13 protein-coding genes are annotated in these 20,203 nt (G+C 60.2%); 12 read left to right on the forward strand and 1 reads right to left on the reverse strand.

What is annotated here, in order from left to right:
* The first annotated feature begins 156 nt into the window (after positions 1-156).
* Complete coding sequence (locus AC3IUE_RS02050; protein ID WP_046045614.1) at positions 157-1,425, forward strand: malic enzyme-like NAD(P)-binding protein; 1,269 nt, start codon at positions 157-159, stop codon at positions 1,423-1,425.
* 257 nt (positions 1,426-1,682) lie between these two features.
* Here AC3IUE_RS02050 and AC3IUE_RS02055 read toward each other — a convergent pair whose 3' ends face one another.
* A complete protein-coding gene (locus AC3IUE_RS02055) occupies positions 1,683-4,124 on the reverse strand; it encodes a penicillin-binding protein 1A (RefSeq protein WP_489268739.1) in 2,442 nt (813 codons plus the stop codon).
* A gap of 218 nt (positions 4,125-4,342) precedes the next feature.
* On the opposite strand from AC3IUE_RS02055, the gene AC3IUE_RS02060 reads away from it, so the two are divergent.
* The 11 genes from AC3IUE_RS02060 (at position 4,343) to hemE (ending at position 20,167) form a co-directional block, all read left to right on the forward strand.
* Positions 4,343-5,407 carry a pilus assembly protein PilM gene (locus AC3IUE_RS02060; protein ID WP_489265266.1) on the forward strand — a complete coding sequence of 355 codons (1,065 nt, stop codon included), beginning with the start codon at positions 4,343-4,345 and terminating at the stop codon, positions 5,405-5,407.
* Complete coding sequence (locus tag AC3IUE_RS02065) at positions 5,407-5,973, forward strand: PilN domain-containing protein (protein WP_056741181.1); 567 nt, start codon at positions 5,407-5,409, stop codon at positions 5,971-5,973. Before AC3IUE_RS02060 ends, AC3IUE_RS02065 begins: the two co-directional genes overlap by 1 nt.
* The gene (gene pilO / locus AC3IUE_RS02070) at positions 5,970-6,593 is read left to right on the forward strand and encodes a type 4a pilus biogenesis protein PilO (RefSeq protein WP_436274940.1); all 624 of its coding nucleotides are present in this window, start codon (positions 5,970-5,972) and stop codon (positions 6,591-6,593) included. The genes AC3IUE_RS02065 and pilO overlap by 4 nt, the downstream gene beginning before the upstream one ends.
* Positions 6,590-7,117: a pilus assembly protein PilP gene (locus AC3IUE_RS02075; protein ID WP_056741185.1), complete on the forward strand. Its 528-nt coding sequence runs from the start codon at positions 6,590-6,592 to the stop codon at positions 7,115-7,117. Before pilO ends, AC3IUE_RS02075 begins: the two co-directional genes overlap by 4 nt.
* Before the next feature lie 13 nt (positions 7,118-7,130).
* Positions 7,131-9,221 (forward strand): type IV pilus secretin PilQ, encoded by a 2,091-nt coding sequence (locus AC3IUE_RS02080; protein WP_489265269.1) that lies wholly within the window; start codon positions 7,131-7,133, stop codon positions 9,219-9,221.
* A 4-nt stretch (positions 9,222-9,225) separates the two neighbouring features.
* Entirely contained in the window at positions 9,226-9,744 is a 519-nt protein-coding gene (aroK, locus tag AC3IUE_RS02085; RefSeq protein ID WP_010464421.1) for a shikimate kinase AroK, read from the forward strand.
* A gap of 151 nt (positions 9,745-9,895) precedes the next feature.
* Positions 9,896-10,996 carry a 3-dehydroquinate synthase gene (gene aroB, locus AC3IUE_RS02090; protein WP_489265271.1) on the forward strand — a complete coding sequence of 367 codons (1,101 nt, stop codon included), beginning with the start codon at positions 9,896-9,898 and terminating at the stop codon, positions 10,994-10,996.
* A 10-nt stretch (positions 10,997-11,006) separates the two neighbouring features.
* Entirely contained in the window at positions 11,007-12,599 is a 1,593-nt protein-coding gene (locus AC3IUE_RS02095; RefSeq protein WP_056741191.1) for an AAA family ATPase, read from the forward strand.
* A gap of 350 nt (positions 12,600-12,949) precedes the next feature.
* A complete protein-coding gene (gltB, locus tag AC3IUE_RS02100; RefSeq protein ID WP_046045623.1) occupies positions 12,950-17,395 on the forward strand; it encodes a glutamate synthase large subunit in 4,446 nt (1,481 codons plus the stop codon).
* A 33-nt stretch (positions 17,396-17,428) separates the two neighbouring features.
* Positions 17,429-18,847 carry an FAD-dependent oxidoreductase gene (locus AC3IUE_RS02105; protein ID WP_008149580.1) on the forward strand — a complete coding sequence of 473 codons (1,419 nt, stop codon included), beginning with the start codon at positions 17,429-17,431 and terminating at the stop codon, positions 18,845-18,847.
* A gap of 252 nt (positions 18,848-19,099) precedes the next feature.
* On the forward strand, positions 19,100-20,167 hold the full coding sequence (gene hemE, locus AC3IUE_RS02110) for a uroporphyrinogen decarboxylase (protein WP_056741195.1): 1,068 nt from the start codon (positions 19,100-19,102) through the stop codon (positions 20,165-20,167).
* Positions 20,168-20,203: the final 36 nt, after the last annotated feature.

The raw sequence follows: 20,203 nt of genomic DNA on the forward strand, positions 1-20,203 counted from the left end.
AATTGTGAACAGTCAATCCCTTGTGTTCCGCGGCTCTTGGTCCAAAGTCGTAGGGCCGGGTGCTTGACAGGGGTGACCGGTCAGTCTTGTAGGGACTTTGCGACACGAGTATCCTCGGCGGTCCGTCTGTCCCACAGTAAAAAGCGGAATGCCCATATGTCTGATTTGAAAACTGCCGCTCTCGAATATCATGCCCATCCTCGTCCAGGGAAGCTGAGCGTCGAGCTCACCAAAGCCACCGCTACCGCCCGCGACCTGTCGCTGGCCTACAGCCCCGGTGTAGCCGAACCAGTCCGCGAAATCGCCCGCGACCCTGAACTCGCCTACAAGTACACCGGCAAGGGCAATCTGGTTGCAGTCATTTCCGATGGCACCGCAATTCTTGGCCTGGGTAACCTCGGCCCATTGGCTTCCAAGCCAGTCATGGAAGGTAAAGGCGTGTTGTTCAAGCGCTTCGCCGGCATCGACGTTTTCGACATCGAAGTCGACTCCGAAAGCCCACAAGCCTTCATCGACACCGTCAAGCGTATCTCCATCACCTTCGGTGGCATCAACCTGGAAGACATCAAGGCACCTGAGTGCTTTGAGATCGAACGTGCTCTGATCGAGCAGTGCGACATTCCGGTATTCCACGATGACCAGCACGGCACCGCGATCGTTACCGCGGCCGGCATGATCAACGCCCTGGAAATCGCTGGCAAAACCCTCGCTGACGCCAAGATCGTCTGCCTGGGCGCCGGTGCGGCCGCCATCTCCTGCATGAAATTGCTGGTGAGCATGGGTGCCAACATCGAAAACATCTTCATGGTTGACCGTACCGGCGTGATCCACTCCGGCCGCGACGACCTGAACCAGTACAAGGCTGTTTTCGCTCACGCGACTGAAAAACGCACGCTGGCCGACGCCCTGAAAGGCGCGGACGTGTTCGTTGGCCTGTCCGGCCCGAACCTGCTGAGCGCTGAAGGCCTGAAATCCATGGCGGCCAACCCGATCGTGTTCGCGTGCTCCAACCCGGATCCAGAGATCGCCCCGGAACTGGCTCACGCCACCCGTGACGACGTGATCATGGCGACCGGCCGTTCGGACTACCCGAACCAGGTCAACAACGTGCTGGGCTTCCCGTTCATCTTCCGTGGTGCCCTGGACGTTCGCGCCAAGCGCATCAACGAAGAAATGAAAGTGGCTGCGGCCAACGCCCTGCGTGAACTGGCCAAACTGCCGGTTCCTCAGGAAGTGTGCGACGCCTACGGCGGCATCAAACTGGAATTCGGTCGTGAGTACATCATTCCGAAACCAATGGATGCCCGTCTGATCACCGTGATCTCCGATGCCGTGGCCAAGGCTGCGATCGAGACCGGCGTAGCGACCCTGCCGTATCCGAAGAACTACCCGCTGAAAAGCGTGGATGACGTGTTCAACGGCTAAGTCGTTGTAGCGCTTCAAAACAAAGCCCCGGCTCTTGCGAGTCGGGGCTTTTTTTTGCCTGTGGCTTTTGTGGTGCCTATAGCGGCCCCTTCGCGAGCAAGCTCGCTCCCGCATTGAAATGCGTCCTCCTGTGGGAGCGAGCCTGCTCGCGAAGACGGCTTGAGATGCGCCACTTTTCTGGCCAGTGCTGGAAATCCACAGGCAACAAAAAGCCCCGCTCTTCTTTCAAAGGCGGGGCTTTTTGCAGCGTCAGGCGATCAGAACAAATCGATCGGTGCCGCTTCGTCCGCAGGCAGTGGGCTGCCCGGCGCAGTGCCGTTGCCCAGCTCGTTCGCCGACGGTGGCGTGTCTTCGGCCTTGAACAGCTCGAAGTAGGCGCCTGGCGTGCCTGGGGTGGCCGCACGGCCGCTGACCGGGTCGACTCGCAGGCTGAGGATGCCTTCCGGCTCTGCCTGCGTATGAGGCGGCAGGCCTTTGAGTGCGGCGCCCATGTAACTCATCCAGATCGGCAGGGCGACGGTACCGCCGAACTCCTTGCGACCCAGGCTTTCAGGCTGGTCGAAACCGGTCCAGACAGTGGTCACATAATCGGCGTTGTACCCGGAGAACCAGGCGTCCTTGGACTCGTTGGTGGTACCGGTCTTGCCCGCAATGTCGCTGCGGCCCAAGGCCAGGGCGCGGCGGCCGGTGCCGAGTTTGATCACGTCCTCGAGCATGCTGTTGAGGATGTAAGTGGTGCGGCCATCGACGATGCGCTCGGCCACGGCCGGCGTTTGTGGCGCTGGCTGGGCGGTCAAGGCTTCGCCCGGAGTTGCGTTGACGGTGAAGGCGTTGGCCGCGACAGGGGCGGCGATGCCGTCGGTGGCGACGTTGCCTTTCGGGACGCTCGGCGGGTTGGCGACGAACAGCGTGTCGCCATTGCGGCTTTCGATCTTGTCGATGATGTAGGGGCTGATCTTGTAGCCGCCGTTGGCGAAGGTGCTCCAGCCGGTGGCGATTTCCATTGGCGTCAGCGTCGCGGTGCCCAGCGCCAGCGACAGGTTGGGCGGCAGGTCCTGCTTGTTGAAGCCAAAGCGCGTGATGTAATCGATGGTCTTGCCAACGCCGATGGCTTGCACCAACCGGATCGAAACCAGGTTACGCGACTTGTACAGGCCTTCACGCAGGCGGATCGGGCCGAGGAAGGTGTTGGTGTCGTTCTTCGGACGCCAGACCTTGTCCAGGTACTCGTCGACGAACACGATCGGTGCGTCGTTCACCAGGCTGGAGGCGGTGTAGCCGTTATCCAGCGCGGCACTGTAGACGAACGGCTTGAAGCTCGAACCCGGCTGACGCTTGGCCTGCATGGCGCGGTTGTAGTTGCTCTGTTCAAAGGCGAAGCCGCCGACCAGGGAGCGAATGGCACCGTTCTGCGGATCGAGGGAAACCAGCGCGCCCTGAGCCTGCGGGATCTGGCTGAATTTCAGCGAGTTGTCCGGCTGGCGTTGCACACGAATCAGGTCGCCGACTTGGGCGACGTCCGAAGGCTGCTTCGGATTGGCGCCCATGCTGTTGGTGTTCAGGAACGGACGCGCCCATTTCATGCTGTCCCAGCCGACGTGTTCGTCACCGGTACGGGTCATCACTTGCAGGCCGGTCTTGTCGACCTGGGTGACGATGGCGGGCTCAAGGCTGCTGATGGTGCGCTGCTTGGTCAGCTCGGTTGTCCAGGCTTCGCGAGTCTTGCCCGGCAGGCGCGACTCCGGGCCGCGATAACCATGACGCTGGTCGTAGGTCATCAACCCTTCGTGGACTGCGGTGTTGGCCATTTCCTGCAGGTTGCTCGGCACCGTGGTGGTGACGCGGAAACCCTCGGTATAAGCGTCGCTGCCATAACGGCCGACCATTTCGGCACGGGCCATTTCGGCGATGTACGGCGCATTCACTTCCGGGGTCGGCACGTGATAACTGGCGTTCAGCGGCTCGTTGATCGCGGTGGTGTAGTCGGCTTCGGTGATTTTGCCGAGCTTGTACATGCGCCCAAGGATCCAGTCGCGACGTTCTTTGCTGCGGGCCGGGTTGGCCAGCGGGTTGAAACGCGAGGGGGCTTTTGGCAGGCCGGCGATCATCGCCATCTGCGCCAGGCTGACGTCACGAATCGACTTGCCGTAGTAAACCTGTGCAGCGGCTTCGATACCGTAGGCGCGGTTACCCAGATAGATCTTGTTGACGTAGAGTTCGAGGATCTCGTCCTTGGTCAGCTGCCGTTCAATCTGCAGGGCCAGGAGAATTTCGGTGGTTTTGCGCGAAAAGCTGCGCTCGCTGGTCAGGAAGAAGTTCTTCGCCACCTGCATGGTGATCGTGCTGCCGCCGGACTGAATGTGTCCGCTTTTTACCAACTGGCTGGCCGCGCGCATCAGGCTGCTGGGGTCGACGCCGTAGTGGTTGGCGAAGTTGTCGTCTTCAGCACTTAGTAACGCATTAATGAAATTGGGGGGAATGTCGGCGAACCGGATCGGTGTGCGGCGCATTTCGCCAAATTCTGCGATCAGCTTGTTGTCGCTGCTGTAGACCCGCAAAGGAATCTGCAACTGGATGCTTCTCAGCGCCTCCACGGATGGCAAACCCGGACTAAGGTAGAGAAAGGCGCCGCTAAGACCGAGGAGCAGTCCGCAGAAAACGGCGACGATGGACCAACCGAAAAATTTCAGCAGACGAATCAAGGCTTTTGGACATCCAGGGCAAAGAATGAATTTGGCATCAGGGTTCAGATAAACAGGGAACGACCCGCGCTTGAAGTAAAAACCGGAAAAAAACGCTGGGCATTATAAGCATTTTTCCGTCGAGGGCGTCATTTGCACTGCTGTCAAGACGGGTGGTTTGAACGCAACGGATATTACAGAGTCCGTAAGACACGGATAGTCATAGGGAATTGGTAGTGCTAGGACTCTTCAATAAAAAGGCCAATACGCTTCTGGGGATCGACATCAGCTCCACGTCGGTCAAGCTTCTGGAGCTAAGCCGCCAAGGCGACCGCTTTCGGGTCGAGGCCTATGCGGTGGAACCTTTGCCCACCAACGCGGTGGTCGAGAAAAATATCGCCGAGCTCGAAGGCGTAGGGCAGGCACTCGCGCGCGTGCTGCTCAAGGCCAGAACCAACCTCAAGAATGTCGCCGTGGCCGTGGCCGGTTCGGCGGTGATCACCAAGACCATCGAGATGGACGCCGGTCTTTCCGACGACGAAATGGAAAACCAGCTGAAGATCGAGGCCGATCAATACATCCCTTATCCATTAGACGAAGTGGCCATCGACTTTGAGGTCCAGGGCGTTTCTGCGCGCAACCCCGAGCGAGTCAATGTGCTGCTGGCGGCCTGTCGCAAGGAAAACGTCGAGGTCCGGGAAGCGGCACTGGCCCTGGCCGGCCTGACAGCCCGTGTGGTCGACGTCGAGGCTTATGCGCTGGAGCGTTCCTACGGATTGCTGGCGAGCCAACTGGCGGCTTCTCAGGAGCGTCTGACGGTAGCGGTGGTTGATATCGGCGCCACCATGACCACCCTGAGCGTGCTGCACCAGGGGCGGATCATCTACACCCGCGAGCAATTGTTCGGCGGTCGTCAACTGACGGAGGAAATCCAGCGACGTTATGGCCTGACCCTTGAGCAGGCGGGGCTGGCGAAGAAGCAGGGTGGTTTGCCGGACGATTACGTCAGTGAGGTGTTGCAGCCGTTTCGCGATGCGCTGGTGCAGCAGGTGTCGCGTTCATTGCAGTTTTTCTTCGCCTCCGGTCAGTACAACTCGGTTGATCACATCCTGCTGGCCGGCGGTACCGCATCGGTCCCGGGGCTGGACCGGTTGATCGAGCAACGATTGGGTACGCCGACGCAAGTGGCCAACCCCTTCTCCGACATGGCCCTGAGCAGCAAGGTCAACGCCGGTGCCCTGGCCAGCGATGCGCCGGCACTGATGATCGCCTGCGGGCTGGCCCTCAGGAGTTTCGACTGATGGCGCGGATCAATCTTTTACCCTGGCGCGAAGAGCAGCGTGAAGCGCGCCGCAAACGCTTTTTGCTGGCGCTGGTCGGTGTGATGGTGGGGGCCGTGGGCGCGGTGCTGATCGCGAACCAGGTCATCAGTGGCGCTATTGATCGGCAAGTGGCTCGTAACGATTACATCGGCAAACAGATTGCCGTGGTCGACGAGCGGATTAAACAGATCAGCGATTTGAAGGCCCGTCGCCAGCAACTGGTCGAGCGCATGCGCATCATCCAGGACCTGCAAGGTAACCGTCCGATCAGCGGGCGGATCTTCGATCAGTTAGCGCGTACCTTGCCGGACGGGGTGTACTTCACCGAGGTGAAAATGGCCGGCAAAACCCTGTCCATTACGGGCGCGGCAGAATCCAACAATCGTGTTTCGGACCTGATGCGCAATCTGGATGCGTCCGATTGGTTTGATGCGCCCAGCCTCACGGAAGTCAAAGCGACGACCGCCGGTCAGCTGGATCAGGCCAACGTCTTCCAGCTGACCGTTCGTCAGACTCAGCCCGCCGCTGCGGAGGGCGGCAAATGAGGCTGTCTGACTGGTTCGAAGGCCTGCGCAAGATCGACATCAATGACCTGGACACCAATAACATGGGTTCCTGGCCGCCGGCCATCAAGGCACTGGCGGGAATCCTGCTTATGATTCTGGTGCTTTCGCTGGGCTACAGTTTTTCCATCAGCGACCTTCAGAGCCATCTCGAACTCAAGCGCGAGGAAGAGTCGACCCTCAAGGAGCAATTCGCCAACAAAGCCCATATGGCGGCGAATCTGGAGCTCTATACGCAGCAGATGAAGGAAATGGAGAACTCCTTTGGCGTGTTGCTGCGGCAATTGCCCAGTGACACCGAAGTGCCCGGCCTGCTGGAGGACATCACCCGCACCGGCCTGGGCAGTGGCCTGGAGTTCGAAGAGATCAAACTGCTGCCGGAGAACACGCAGCAGTTCTACATCGAGCTGCCGATCCAGATCACCGTCACCGGTGCCTATCACGACCTTGCCACCTTCGTCAGCGGCGTCGCCGGGCTGCCACGGATTGTCACCCTGCATGACTTCGATCTTGCGCCGGCCAACCCGGAAGGTGGCCCGAAGTTGCGCATGAGTATCCTTGCCAAGACCTACCGCTACAACGACAAGGGGCTGCAAAAATGAGCCCGATTCGTTGCTTTTCGATGATGGTATTGGTCGCCAGCCTGACTGGTTGCGGCAGTGGTAATGACTTCAGCGACCTGGACGCGTACATGAACGAAATGCGTTTACGTGCGCCCGGCAAGATTGAACCAACGCCGACATTTCGGTCTTACCCAACATTCACCTACAGCGCCGCCAACCTGCGAAGCCCGTTTTCCCGACAGATCAGAGTCGATCTGGCCGGCCAGAAACACGGTTCGCGCAACGTCAAACCCGACCCGAATCGGGTCAAGCAGTACCTCGAAGGTTTCAACATCGAGCAGTTTGAAATGGTCGGAACGATCGCCAATGCGACCGGCTCCTTTGCGCTGCTGCGCGGGGCGGGCGGGGTGCATCGGTTGAAAGTCGGCGATTACCTGGGGCGTAACGATGGGCGGATCGTCGCCATCAGTGGCTCGCAGGTCGATGTGGTCGAAATCGTTCCCGACGGCGAAGGCGCCTGGCTGGAGCGGCCGCGGACCATCCCTTTGAAAGAGCACTCATAGTGGAACTCGAATAATGAACAGGATTTTCTCAACCTTCGGTATTTCGCTATGGATAGCGTTGCTGTCGCCGATGGTACTAGCGGCCAACCTCAAAGCGCTGGATGTCGCCGCGCTGCCGGGGGACCGCGTCGAGTTGAAGTTGTCGTTCGATGGGCCGCCACCGCCGCCCCACGGTTACACCACGGAATCGCCTGCACGAATTGCGCTGGATCTGCCTGGCGTCATCAGTCAGCTAAAAAGCAAAAATCGTGACCTGGGTGGCGGAAATGCCCGCAGCGCCACGGTGGTGCAAGCCAAGGACCGTACGCGACTGATCATCAATCTGACCCAGTTGACGCCGTATAACGCACGGGTCGAAGGCAATGCTCTGTTCGTGGTGGTCGGCCAAGGCGCCAACAAAACGGTCTCCAGTCCGGCGCCCAAAACGCCGCGCGCAGCGACTGCAGCGCCAGCCCCGGTAAAAGCCTATGCGCCGGTAGGCAAGGCCATTCGGGGTGTGGATTTCCAGCGCGGCACCCAGGGCGAAGGCAATGTGGTCATCGATCTGTCGGATCCTTCCATCGCCCCGGACATTCAGGAGCGCGACGGCAAGATCATCCTCAGTTTCGCCAAGACCCAATTGCCTGAACCGTTGCGTGTACGTCTGGACGTCAAGGATTTCGCCACGCCGGTGCAGTTCGTCAACGCCAGCGCCACGGGTGATCGGGCGACGATCAGTATTGAGCCTGGCGGCGCCTTCGATTATTCGACTTACCAGACCGACAACAAACTGACCGTCAGCATCCGGCCGATGACCGTCGATGACTTGCAGAAACGCAACACCGAACGCTTCGCCTACACCGGTGAAAAGCTCTCGCTGAATTTCCAGGACATCGATGTGCGTTCGGTGCTGCAACTGATCGCTGATTTCACCAATCTCAATCTGGTGGCCAGCGACACGGTGCAGGGCGGCATCACGCTGCGTTTGCAGAACGTACCGTGGGATCAGGCGCTGGATCTGGTGTTGAAAACCAAGGGCCTGGATAAACGCAAGATCGGTAACGTTTTGCTGGTGGCGCCGGCCGATGAAATCTCCGCCCGCGAGCGTCAGGAACTGGAGTCGCAAAAGCAAATCGCCGACCTGGCGCCCCTGCGTCGCGAGCTGTTGCAGGTCAACTACGCCAAAGCTGCCGATATCGCCAAGCTGTTCCAGTCGGTGACCAGTGCCGAGGCAAAAGCCGACGAGCGGGGCTCGATCACGGTGGATGAGCGGACCAATAACATCATTGCCTACCAGACCCAGGATCGCCTCGACGAGCTCCGCCGTATCGTCGCGCAACTGGATATCCCGGTGCGTCAGGTGATGATCGAGGCGCGCATCGTCGAAGCCAACGTCGACTATGACAAAAGCCTCGGCGTGCGCTGGGGCGGTTCGTTGCAGAACAAGGGCAACTGGAACACCTCGGGCGTCAGCAATAATGGGGCTAATGCTTCGTCGACCATCGGTACGCCTGGCAGCACCAGCACCAACTCGCCGTTCGTCGACATGGGCGCCGCCGCCAACACCTCGGGGCTCGGTATCGCCTTCATCACCGACAATGTGCTGCTGGATCTCGAGCTGACGGCCATGGAGAAGACCGGCAACGGCGAAATTGTCTCGCAGCCCAAGGTGGTTACGTCGGACAAGGAAACCGCGAAAATCCTCAAGGGCACGGAGATTCCCTACCAGGAAGCCAGCTCCAGCGGCGCTACCTCGGTGTCGTTCAAGGAGGCCTCGCTGTCTCTGGAAGTGACGCCGCAGATCACTCCGGACAATCGGATCATCATGGAGGTCAAGGTCACCAAGGACGAACCGGACTACCTGAACAAGGTGCAGGACGTACCGCCGATCAAGAAAAACGAAGTCAATGCCAAGGTCCTGGTCAACGACGGCGAGACCATCGTGATTGGTGGAGTTTTCTCAAATACTCAGAGCAAGGTTGTAGATAAGGTGCCATTTCTCGGTGATGTGCCGTATCTTGGCCGCCTTTTCCGGCGTGACGTGGTTTCGGAGAAAAAATCCGAGCTGCTGGTGTTTCTCACTCCGCGTATCATGAATAACCAGGCGATTGCTGTGAGTCATTGATTCTGTGCGAAATTTGATTCTTGTTGGACCGATGGGGGCTGGAAAAAGCACCATCGGCCGGTTGCTGGCCAAAGAGCTGCGTCTGCCGTTCAAAGATTCCGATAAGGAAATTGAATTGCGCACGGGCGCCAATATCCCGTGGATTTTCGATAAAGAAGGCGAACCGGGCTTTCGTGACCGCGAGCAGGCGATGATCGCCGAGCTGTGCGGCTGCGATGGCGTGGTGCTGGCGACCGGTGGCGGCGCGGTGATGCGCGAGGCTAATCGTCGGGCGCTGCACGCCGGCGGGCGAGTGGTCTATCTGCATGCGTCTGTCGAGCAACAGGTCGGCCGCACTTCCCGCGATCGCAATCGACCCCTGTTGCGTACTGCCGATCCGGCCAAGACCCTTCGGGATCTGCTGGCGATCCGCGATCCGCTTTATCGGGAAATCGCCGATCTGGTGGTGGAAACCGATGAGCGGCCGCCGCGAATGGTGGTGCTCGATATTCTCGAACGCTTGCAGCAGCTACCTCCCCGTTAAAGCGCAGCGCGAAATGCGCTATCCTCGGCGTCCTGTCATGGCCGCTCAAGGTTGTGGCAGATGGCTACCGAACGGCGTCACATCAGCAGACGCCGTGGACATTCGTTAACTCAAGGCAGGACGCCTGATTCCATCTTCACTGTGGGGACACATGCAGACACTCAAGGTCGATCTAGGCGAGCGCAGCTACCCGATTCATATTGGCGAAGGTTTGTTGGATCAGCCTGAGCTGCTGGCCCCGCATATCCGCGGACGGCAAGTGGCGATCATCTCCAACGAGACCGTTGCGCCGCTCTATCTCGAGCGTCTGACCCGCAGCCTCGCACAATTCTCGGTGGTTTCCGTGGTGCTGCCCGACGGCGAAGCGTTCAAGACCTGGGAAACCCTGCAACTGATTTTCGACGGTCTGCTGACAGCGCGGCACGACCGCCGTACCACGGTCATCGCCCTCGGTGGCGGTGTGATTGGTGACATGGCCGGTTTTGCGGCCGCCTGCTACCAGCGGGGTGTCGATTTCATCCAGATCCCGACCACGCTGCTGTCGCAAGTCGACTCTTCGGTGGGCGGCAAGACCGGGATCAACCATCCGCTGGGCAAGAACATGGTCGGCGCTTTCTATCAGCCGAACGTGGTGCTGATTGATACCGCTACCCTCAATACCCTGCCGGCCCGCGAACTGTCCGCCGGGCTTGCTGAAGTCATCAAATACGGGCTGATCTGCGACGAGCCGTTCCTGACCTGGCTTGAAGAAAACGTCGATCGCCTGCGTGCCCTGGACCAGGTCGCCCTGACTTACGCCATCGAGCGCTCTTGCGCGGCCAAGGCTGCGGTGGTCGGTGCCGACGAACGGGAGACCGGTGTTCGCGCCACGCTCAACCTTGGTCACACCTTTGGCCACGCCATCGAAACCCACATGGGCTATGGTGTCTGGCTACATGGTGAGGCGGTCGCTGCTGGCACCGTAATGGCCTTGGAAATGTCCGCGCGTCTTGGCTGGATCAGCGAGCAAGAGCGCGATCGCGGCATTCGTCTGTTCCAGCAGGCCGGCCTGCCGGTTATCCCGCCAGAAGAGATGACTGAAGCCGATTTTCTCGAACACATGGCAATTGACAAGAAAGTGATCGACGGTCGTTTGCGCCTGGTGCTGCTGCGCCACATGGGCGAAGCGGTGGTGACCGACGATTATCCGAAAGAGGTTTTACAGGCCACGCTGGGAGCGGATTACCGCGCTCTGGCTCAGCTTAAAGGTTAATAAGATCCCGATGACTAGTTTGCACGCCGACGAGGCTTTCCTCGGCCATTACCAGTTGAGTCATGACCCTTTTTCTCCACGGGTGCCTGGCTTCAAATTCTTCCCGGCCCAGCGCAAACCGGTGCTGGGGCAACTGCATCACCTGGCACGCTACAGTCAGTTGCTGCTGGTCGTCACCGGCCCGCAAGGCAGTGGCAAGACGCTGTTGCGTCAGGCCCTGGTGGCCAGCACCAACAAGCAATCGGTGCAGAGCGTGGTGGTTTCCGCCCGTGGCGCCGGCGATGCGGCCGGCGTGCTGCGTCAGGTGGCTCAGGCGCTGAATGTCGCCCAGGCCGAGATCGGTGCGATTCTGGCTCAAGTGGTGCAGCTTGCACTGACGGGTCAGGAAGTCTATTTGCTGGTGGATGACGCCGAGCAACTCGACGAGTCCGCGCTGGAAGCCTTGCTGGCCCTGGCCGCCGGTGCACCGGAAGGTCGTCCGCATGTGTTCCTGTTCGGTGAGTCGTCGCTGATTGCTCAATTGGAGGCTCTGACCCTCGAGGAAGAGCGTTTCCACGTCATCGAGTTGCAGCCTTACACCGAAGAAGAAACCCGCGAATATCTGGAGCAGCGACTCGAAGGCGCCGGCCGGGGTATCGAACTTTTCACCGCAGATCAGATCTCTGATATTCACGAAAGCTCCGACGGTTGGCCTGGCACCATCAACCAGGTTGCCCGCGATGCGATGATCGAAGCCATGATTGCCAGCCGCTCAGCGGTGAAGCGTCCAAGTATGGGGTTCAACATGCCGAAGAAACACGTATTGGCGATTTCCGCCGTTGTCGTGGTCGCGGTAGCCGCCGCCTGGTTGATGCCGGGTCGCAGCAAAGCACCGACCACTGGCGCACCTGCCAACGAACAGGCGCAACTGCCGCTCGGCCAGGGCACGCCAAAACCTAACAGCGGCGGCGCACCTGCCGTCGAATTCGCCGGTAACTCGCAACCGATGCCATTGCCGCTGGTCGGCAACTCGCAGCCGGTCATGCGTGGTCCGCTGGCCGAAGCCGCCGGTGGCATCACCGAAGGCGACGACGGCGTGCCGGTCGAAGGTTCGAGCGCTACGCCGCCGACCGTGACCACTACCGCGCCTCCAGCAGGTCTGTCGGCCGGTCCTGCACCGACGCCAGCCGCCAAGCCTGCTCCGACTCAGGTCGCGACTGCCAAGCCAGCCCCGGTTGCGCCTGCCGTGAAGCCAGCTCCAGTGCCAGCCAAACCAGCCGCCGCCACCGCTGCCGCCAAACCTGCCGAGAAACCAGCCACCGTGGCCAAGGCCGCCGGCGGCACCTGGTACGCAGGGCAAGCGCCGGGTAACTACGTGGTGCAGATCCTCGGCACCAGCTCTGAAACGGCCGCGCAATCCTTCGTCAAGGAGCAGGGCGGCGAGTACCGTTATTTCAAGAAAGTCCTTAACGGCAAGCCGCTTTACGTCATCACTTACGGTAGCTTCGCCAACCGCGATGCAGCCGTTACCGCCATCAAGGCCTTGCCAGCGAAGGTTCAGGCTGGTAAACCTTGGCCTCGCACTGTCGCCAGCGTCCAACAGGAACTGGCAACAACTCGCTGAAGATTCGGCGGCCTTACCCAGGCCGCCTCTCCCGGCACCTCAAAATTTCTACAAGCGCATGCCGCCTCTACAGGCCGCGTGCCTTGTGGTGTCTGCGTCACAGTAGTCTTTGAGTCGTTGCGGTCAAAATTAAAAAAGTTTTGACTAGCACAGCATATCGCTTTAAACCTTTCACAAATGCGACATAGATTTGCGACATTTCGTCGTCAAATTTGTGAGCCTCTGTGTCGGTGTGTACAATGACCTCCCTTTTGCCCCCGCAAAGCTGACGTACGTTCGGCGCGGATGGTAAGTGGTTGAATTGAAAAGAAATTTGCCTCGACAAGAGGCAGCCTGGTGAGAAAGTGTCTATGAAAGCAGGTCTGTACCAACCAGATGAATTCAAGGATAACTGCGGTTTCGGCCTGATAGCCCATATGCAGGGCGAGCCCAGTCATACCCTTTTGCAAACGGCCATCGAGGCCCTGACCTGCATGACCCACCGCGGTGGGATCAACGCCGACGGCAAGACCGGTGACGGTTGCGGTCTGCTGATTCAAAAGCCGGATGTGTTCCTGCGAGCCATCGCCCAGGAAACCTTCGGCGTCGAACTGCCCAAGCAATATGCGGTGGGCATGGTCTTCTTCAACCAGGACCCGGTCAAAGCCGAAGCTGCTCGCGAAAACATGAACCGCGAGATTCTCGCTGCTGGCCTGACCCTCGTCGGCTGGCGCAAAGTGCCGATCGACACCAGCGTCCTTGGCCGCCTGGCCCTTGAGCGCCTGCCGCAGATCGAGCAAGTGTTCATCGCCGGTGATGGCCTGAGCGATCAGGACATGGCCGTCAAGCTGTTCACCTCCCGTCGTCGCTCGTCCGTGGCCAACGCCGCCGACGCCGATCACTACGTCTGCAGCTTTTCGCACAAGACCATCATTTATAAAGGCCTGATGATGCCGGCGGATTTGACCGCCTTCTATCCAGACCTCAGCGACCAGCGCCTGCAAACCTCGATTTGCGTGTTCCACCAGCGCTTCTCGACCAACACCCTGCCGAAATGGCCGCTGGCTCAGCCGTTCCGCTTCCTCGCCCACAACGGCGAGATCAACACCATCACCGGCAACCGCAACTGGGCAGTGGCCCGTCGCACCAAGTTCACCAATGATCTGATGGACCTGGAAGAACTCGGCCCGCTGGTCAACCGTGTCGGTTCCGACTCCTCCAGCATGGACAACATGCTTGAGCTGATGGTCACCGGTGGTATCGACCTGTTCCGTGGTGTGCGGATGATCATTCCGCCGGCGTGGCAGAACGTCGAAACCATGGACCCGGACCTGCGTGCGTTCTACGAATACAACTCGATGCACATGGAACCGTGGGACGGCCCGGCCGGCGTGGTAATGACCGACGGTCGTTACGCGGTGTGCCTGCTCGACCGTAACGGTCTGCGTCCGGCGCGTTGGGTTACCACCAAGAACGGTTTCATCACCCTGGCCTCGGAAATCGGTGTCTGGAACTACCAGCCTGAAGACGTGATCGCCAAGGGCCGCGTTGGCCCGGGTCAGATCTTCGCCGTGGACACCGAAACTGGCCAGATCCTCGATACCGATGCGATCGACAACCGCTTGAAGTCGCGTCATCCGTACAAGCAATGGCTGCGCAAGAATGCCCTGCGCATTCAGGCGACCATGGAAGACAACGACCACGGTTCGGCGTTCTACGACGTCGACCAGCTCAAGCAGTACATGAAGATGTACCAGGTCACTTTCGAAGAACGTGATCAGGTGCTGCGTCCGCTCGGCGAGCAAGGCTACGAAGCCGTGGGTTCGATGGGCGACGATACGCCGATGGCCGTGCTGTCCCAGCGCGTGCGCACGCCGTACGACTATTTCCGCCAGCAGTTCGCGCAGGTGACCAACCCGCCGATCGACCCGCTGCGCGAAGCCATCGTCATGTCGCTGGAGATCTGCCTCGGTGCTGAGCGCAACATCTTCCAGGAGTCACCGGAACACGCCTCGCGCGTGATCCTCAGCTCGCCGGTCATTTCCCCGGCCAAGTGGCGCTCGCTGATGAACCTCGATCGTCCGGGCTTCGAGCGCGCGATCATCGACCTCAACTACGACGAAAGCGTCGGCCTCGAAGCGGCCATCCGCAACGTCGCCGATCAGGCTGAAGAAGCCGTGCGCTCCGGTCGTACCCAGGTCGTGCTGAGTGACCGTCACATTGCCCCGGGCAAGTTGCCGATCCACGCTTCCCTGGCCACCGGCGCGGTGCACCACCGCTTGACCGAAAAAGGCCTGCGTTGCGACTCCAACATCCTCGTGGAAACCGCCACCGCTCGCGATCCGCATCACTTTGCGGTATTGATCGGTTTCGGCGCCTCGGCGGTCTATCCGTTCCTGGCCTACGAAGTGCTGGGCGACCTGATCCGTACCGGTGAAGTGCTGGGCGACCTCTATGAGGTGTTCAAGAACTACCGCAAAGGCATCACCAAAGGCCTGCTGAAGATCCTGTCGAAGATGGGCATCTCGACCATCACGTCGTACCGCGGTGCGCAGTTGTTCGAAGCCATCGGCCTGTCTGAAGAAGTCTGCGACCTGAGCTTCCGTGGCGTGCCAAGCCGCATCAAGGGCGCGCGTTTCGTCGACATCGAAGCCGAGCAGAAAGCCCTGGCGGCCGAAGCCTGGAGCCCGCGCAAGCCAATCCAGCAGGGCGGTTTGCTGAAGTTCGTCCACGGCGGCGAATATCACGCGTACAACCCGGACGTGGTCAACACCCTGCAAGCCGCTGTGCAGCAGGGCGACTACAGCAAGTTCAAGGAATACACGGCGCTGGTGGACAACCGTCCGGTGTCGATGATCCGTGACATGTTCAAGGTCAAGACCCTGGACACGCCGCTGGACATCAGCGAGATCGAACCGCTGGAATCGGTGCTCAAGCGCTTTGACTCTGCGGGCATCTCCCTCGGCGCCTTGTCGCCGGAAGCCCACGAAGCCCTGGCCGAAGCCATGAACCGCCTCGGTGCGCGTTCCAACTCCGGCGAAGGCGGCGAAGACCCGGCGCGTTACGGCACCATCAAGAGCTCAAAAATCAAACAGGTTGCGACTGGCCGTTTCGGTGTGACCCCGGAATACCTGGTCAACGCTGAAGTGCTGCAGATCAAAGTCGCTCAGGGCGCCAAGCCCGGCGAAGGTGGTCAGCTGCCAGGCGGCAAGGTCAACGGTCTGATCGCCAAGCTGCGTTACGCAGTGCCGGGCGTGACCCTGATCTCGCCTCCACCGCACCACGACATCTATTCGATCGAAGACTTGTCGCAGCTGATTTTCGACCTGAAACAAGTCAACCCGAAGGCCCTGGTCTCGGTGAAGCTGGTAGCAGAAGCAGGCGTCGGTACCATCGCCGCCGGTGTGGCCAAGGCCTACGCGGACTTGATCACCATCTCCGGCTACGACGGCGGCACCGGTGCATCGCCGCTGACCTCGATCAAATACGCGGGCGCTCCGTGGGAACTCGGCCTGGCCGAAACTCACCAGACCCTGCGCGGCAACGACCTGCGCGGCAAAGTGCGGGTACAAACCGACGGCGGCCTGAAAACCGGCCTCGACGTGATCAAGGCGGCCATTCTCGGCGCTGAAAGCTTCGGCTTCGGCACCGCGCCAATGATCGCGCTGGGCTGCAAATACCTGCGTATCTGCCACCTGAACAACTGCGCCACCGGCGTCGCGACTCAGAACGAGAAGCTGCGCAAGGATCACTACATCGGGACCGTCGACATGGTGGTGAATTTCTTCACCTACGTCGCCGAAGAAACCCGTGAGTGGCTGGCCAAGCTGGGCGTGCGCTCCCTCGAAGAGCTGATCGGCCGTACCGATCTGCTGGACATCCTCGAAGGCCAGACCGCCAAGCAACAACACCTGGACCTGACGCCATTGCTGGGCAGCGATCACATCCCGGCAGACAAGCCTCAGTTCTGCCAGGTCGACCGCAACCCGCCGTTCGACAAAGGCCTGCTGGCCGAGAAAATGGTCGACCTGGCCACTTCGGCCATCAACGACATGAGCGGCGCCGATTTCGCCCTGGATATCTGCAACTGCGACCGTTCGATCGGCGCGCGGATCTCCGGTGAAATCGCTCGCAAGCACGGCAACCAAGGCATGGCGAATGCGCCGATCACCTTCCGCTTCAAAGGGACGGCCGGTCAGAGCTTCGGTGTGTGGAACGCTGGCGGCCTGAACATGTACCTGGAAGGCGACGCCAACGACTACGTCGGCAAAGGCATGACCGGCGGCAAGCTGGTCATCGTTCCGCCGAAGGGCAGCGTCTACAAGACTCAGGACAGTGCCATCATCGGCAACACCTGCCTGTACGGCGCCACTGGCGGCAAGCTGTTCGCCGCCGGTACCGCGGGCGAGCGTTTCGCGGTGCGTAACTCCGGTGCTCACACCGTGGTGGAAGGCACTGGCGATCACTGCTGCGAGTACATGACCGGTGGTTTCGTCTGCGTATTGGGCAAGACCGGTTACAACTTCGGCTCAGGCATGACCGGCGGTTTCGCCTACGTGCTCGACCAGGACAACACCTTCGTTGACCGGGTCAACCACGAACTGGTGGAAATCCAGCGGATCAGCGGTGAGGCGATGGAAGCCTATCGCAGCCACCTGCAACGCGTGCTGAACGAATACGTCGAGGAAACCGACAGCGAGTGGGGTCGTAACCTCGCTGAAAACCTTGATGACTATCTGCGTCGTTTCTGGCTGGTCAAGCCCAAGGCTGCCAACCTGAAATCGTTGCTTTCCAGCACCCGTGCCAACCCGCAGTGATATGCGCCTGAAGAGTTTGATGAGGTTTTAACAATGGCTGAACGTCTGAATAACGACTTCCAGTTCATCGATGTCGGGCGCAAGGATCCGAAGAAGAAACTGTTGCGTCAACGCAAGAAAGAGTTCGTGGAGATCTACGAACCCTTCAAACCCCAGCATTCGGCCGATCAGGCCCACCGCTGCCTGGGTTGCGGTAACCCGTATTGCGAATGGAAGTGCCCGGTGCACAACTTCATTCCGAACTGGCTGAAGCTGGTAGCCGAGGGCAACATCCTCCAGGCTGCCGAGCTGTCGCACCAGACCAACACCCTGCCGGAAGTGTGCGGCCGGGTGTGCCCGCAGGATCGTCTGTGCGAGGGTGCCTGCACCCTCAACGACGGCTTCGGCGCGGTGACCATCGGTTCGGTCGAGAAGTACATCACCGACACCGCGTTCGCCATGGGCTGGCGCCCGGACATGTCCAAGGTCATACCGACCGGCAAGCGTGTTGCGGTGATCGGCGCAGGCCCGGCAGGTCTAGGCTGTGCCGACGTGCTGGTACGCGGCGGCGTGACCCCGGTGGTGTTCGACAAGAACCCGGAAATCGGTGGTCTGCTGACCTTCGGCATCCCTGAGTTCAAGCTGGAAAAGACCGTGCTGAGCAATCGCCGCGAAGTCTTCACCGGCATGGGCATCGAGTTCCGTCTGAACACCGAAGTGGGCAAGGACGTGACCGTCGAGCAACTGCTCGAAGAGTACGATGCCGTGTTCATGGGCATGGGCACCTACACCTACATGAAGGGCGGCTTTGCCGGTGAAGATTTGCCGGGCGTGCATGACGCGCTGGACTTCCTGATCGCCAACGTCAACCGCAACCTGGGCTTTGAAAAGTCGCCGGAAGATTTCGTCGACATGAAAGGCAAGAAGGTGGTGGTACTGGGTGGCGGCGATACGGCGATGGACTGCAACCGTACGTCGATTCGCCAGGGCGCCAAGTCGGTGACCTGTGCTTATCGTCGTGACGAAGCGAACATGCCGGGCTCGCGCAAAGAGGTGAAGAACGCCAAGGAAGAAGGCGTGAAATTCCTCTACAACCGCCAGCCAATCGCGATCGTCGGTGAAGACCGCGTCGAAGGCGTGAAGGTGGTCGAGACCCGTCTCGGCGAACCGGACGCCCGCGGCCGTCGCAGCCCTGAGCCGATTCCGGGTTCCGAAGAGATCATCCCGGCTGATGCCGTGGTCATCGCGTTCGGTTTCCGTCCGAGCCCTGCGTCGTGGTTCGAACAGCACAGCATCCAGACCGACAGCCAGGGCCGCGTTGTGGCCCCGGAACAAGGTCAGTACAAGCACCAGACCAGCAACCCGAAAATCTTCGCCGGTGGCGACATGGTTCGCGGTTCTGACCTGGTGGTAACGGCGATCTTCGAAGGCCGCAATGCCGCCGAAGGGATCCTGGATTACCTGGGCGTCTAACTGCGATCCTGATCTGCAATACGGTCAAAATGTGGGAGCGAGCCTGCTCGCGAAAGCGGTGGATCAGTCAACAGAGATGTTGAATGTGAAGCCCTCTTCGCGAGCAGGCTCGCTCCCACAGTTGTTTTGTGGTGTTGCGAAAGCTGTGTTCCACCGCGACAAATTGACCCGATAGACAAAAGGCTGACCTGCAACCGTGCCTTTTGCGTCGCGCTCTGAGAAAATGCCCGCACTTTTTTTCCGGATGCCGACATGACTGCCCTGAAGAACGACCGTTTCCTTCGCGCCCTGCTCAAGCAACCCGTAGACGTCACGCCTGTCTGGATGATGCGTCAGGCCGGTCGCTACCTGCCGGAATACCGCGCCAGCCGTGCCAAGGCCGGCGACTTCATGAGCCTGTGCATGAACCCGGAGTTCGCTTGCGAAGTCACGATGCAGCCGCTCGACCGCTACCCACAACTGGACGCGGCGATCCTGTTCTCCGACATCCTGACCATCCCCGATGCCATGGGCCAAGGCCTGTACTTCGAAACCGGTGAAGGTCCGCGCTTCAAGAAAGTCGTCAGCACCCTGGCTGACATCGAAGCGCTGCCGATTCCTGATCCGCACAAAGACCTCGGCTACGTCATGGACGCGGTCAGCACCATCCGCCGCGAACTGAACGGCCGCGTGCCGCTGATCGGCTTCGCCGGCAGCCCATGGACCCTGGCCACCTACATGGTCGAAGGCGGCTCGTCGAAAGACTACCGCAAGACCAAAACCATGCTCTACGACAACCCGCAAGCCTTGCACTTGCTGCTGGATAAGCTCGCGCAGACGGTCACCAGCTACCTCAACGGCCAGATCATGGCCGGGGCGCAAGCGGTACAGATCTTCGATAGTTGGGGCGGCAGCCTCTCGGCGGCGGCGTACCAGGAGTTCTCCCTGGCTTACATGCGCAAAATCGTCAGCGGCCTGATCCGAGAACACGAAGGTCGCAAAGTGCCGGTCATCCTGTTCACCAAGAACGGCGGCCTGTGGCTCGAAAGCATTGCCGACGCTGGCGCTGATGCGCTCGGCCTGGACTGGACCTGCGACATTGGCAGCGCCCGTGATCGCGTCGGCAGCAAAGTCGCCCTGCAAGGCAACATGGACCCAACCGTGCTGTACGCCAAGCCAGAAGCCATTCGCACCGAAGTCGGCCGCATCCTCGCCAGTTACGGCAAGGGCAGCGGCCACGTGTTCAACCTCGGCCATGGCATCACGCCTGAAGTCGACCCGGAACACGCCGGCGCCTTCCTGCGCGCGGTGCATGAACTGTCGGCGCAGTATCACGAGTGATCGTTGCGGGTTAACAAACACCCGGTTTTAAATGTG

This window comes from Pseudomonas sp. GL_093 (assembly GCF_057837605.1).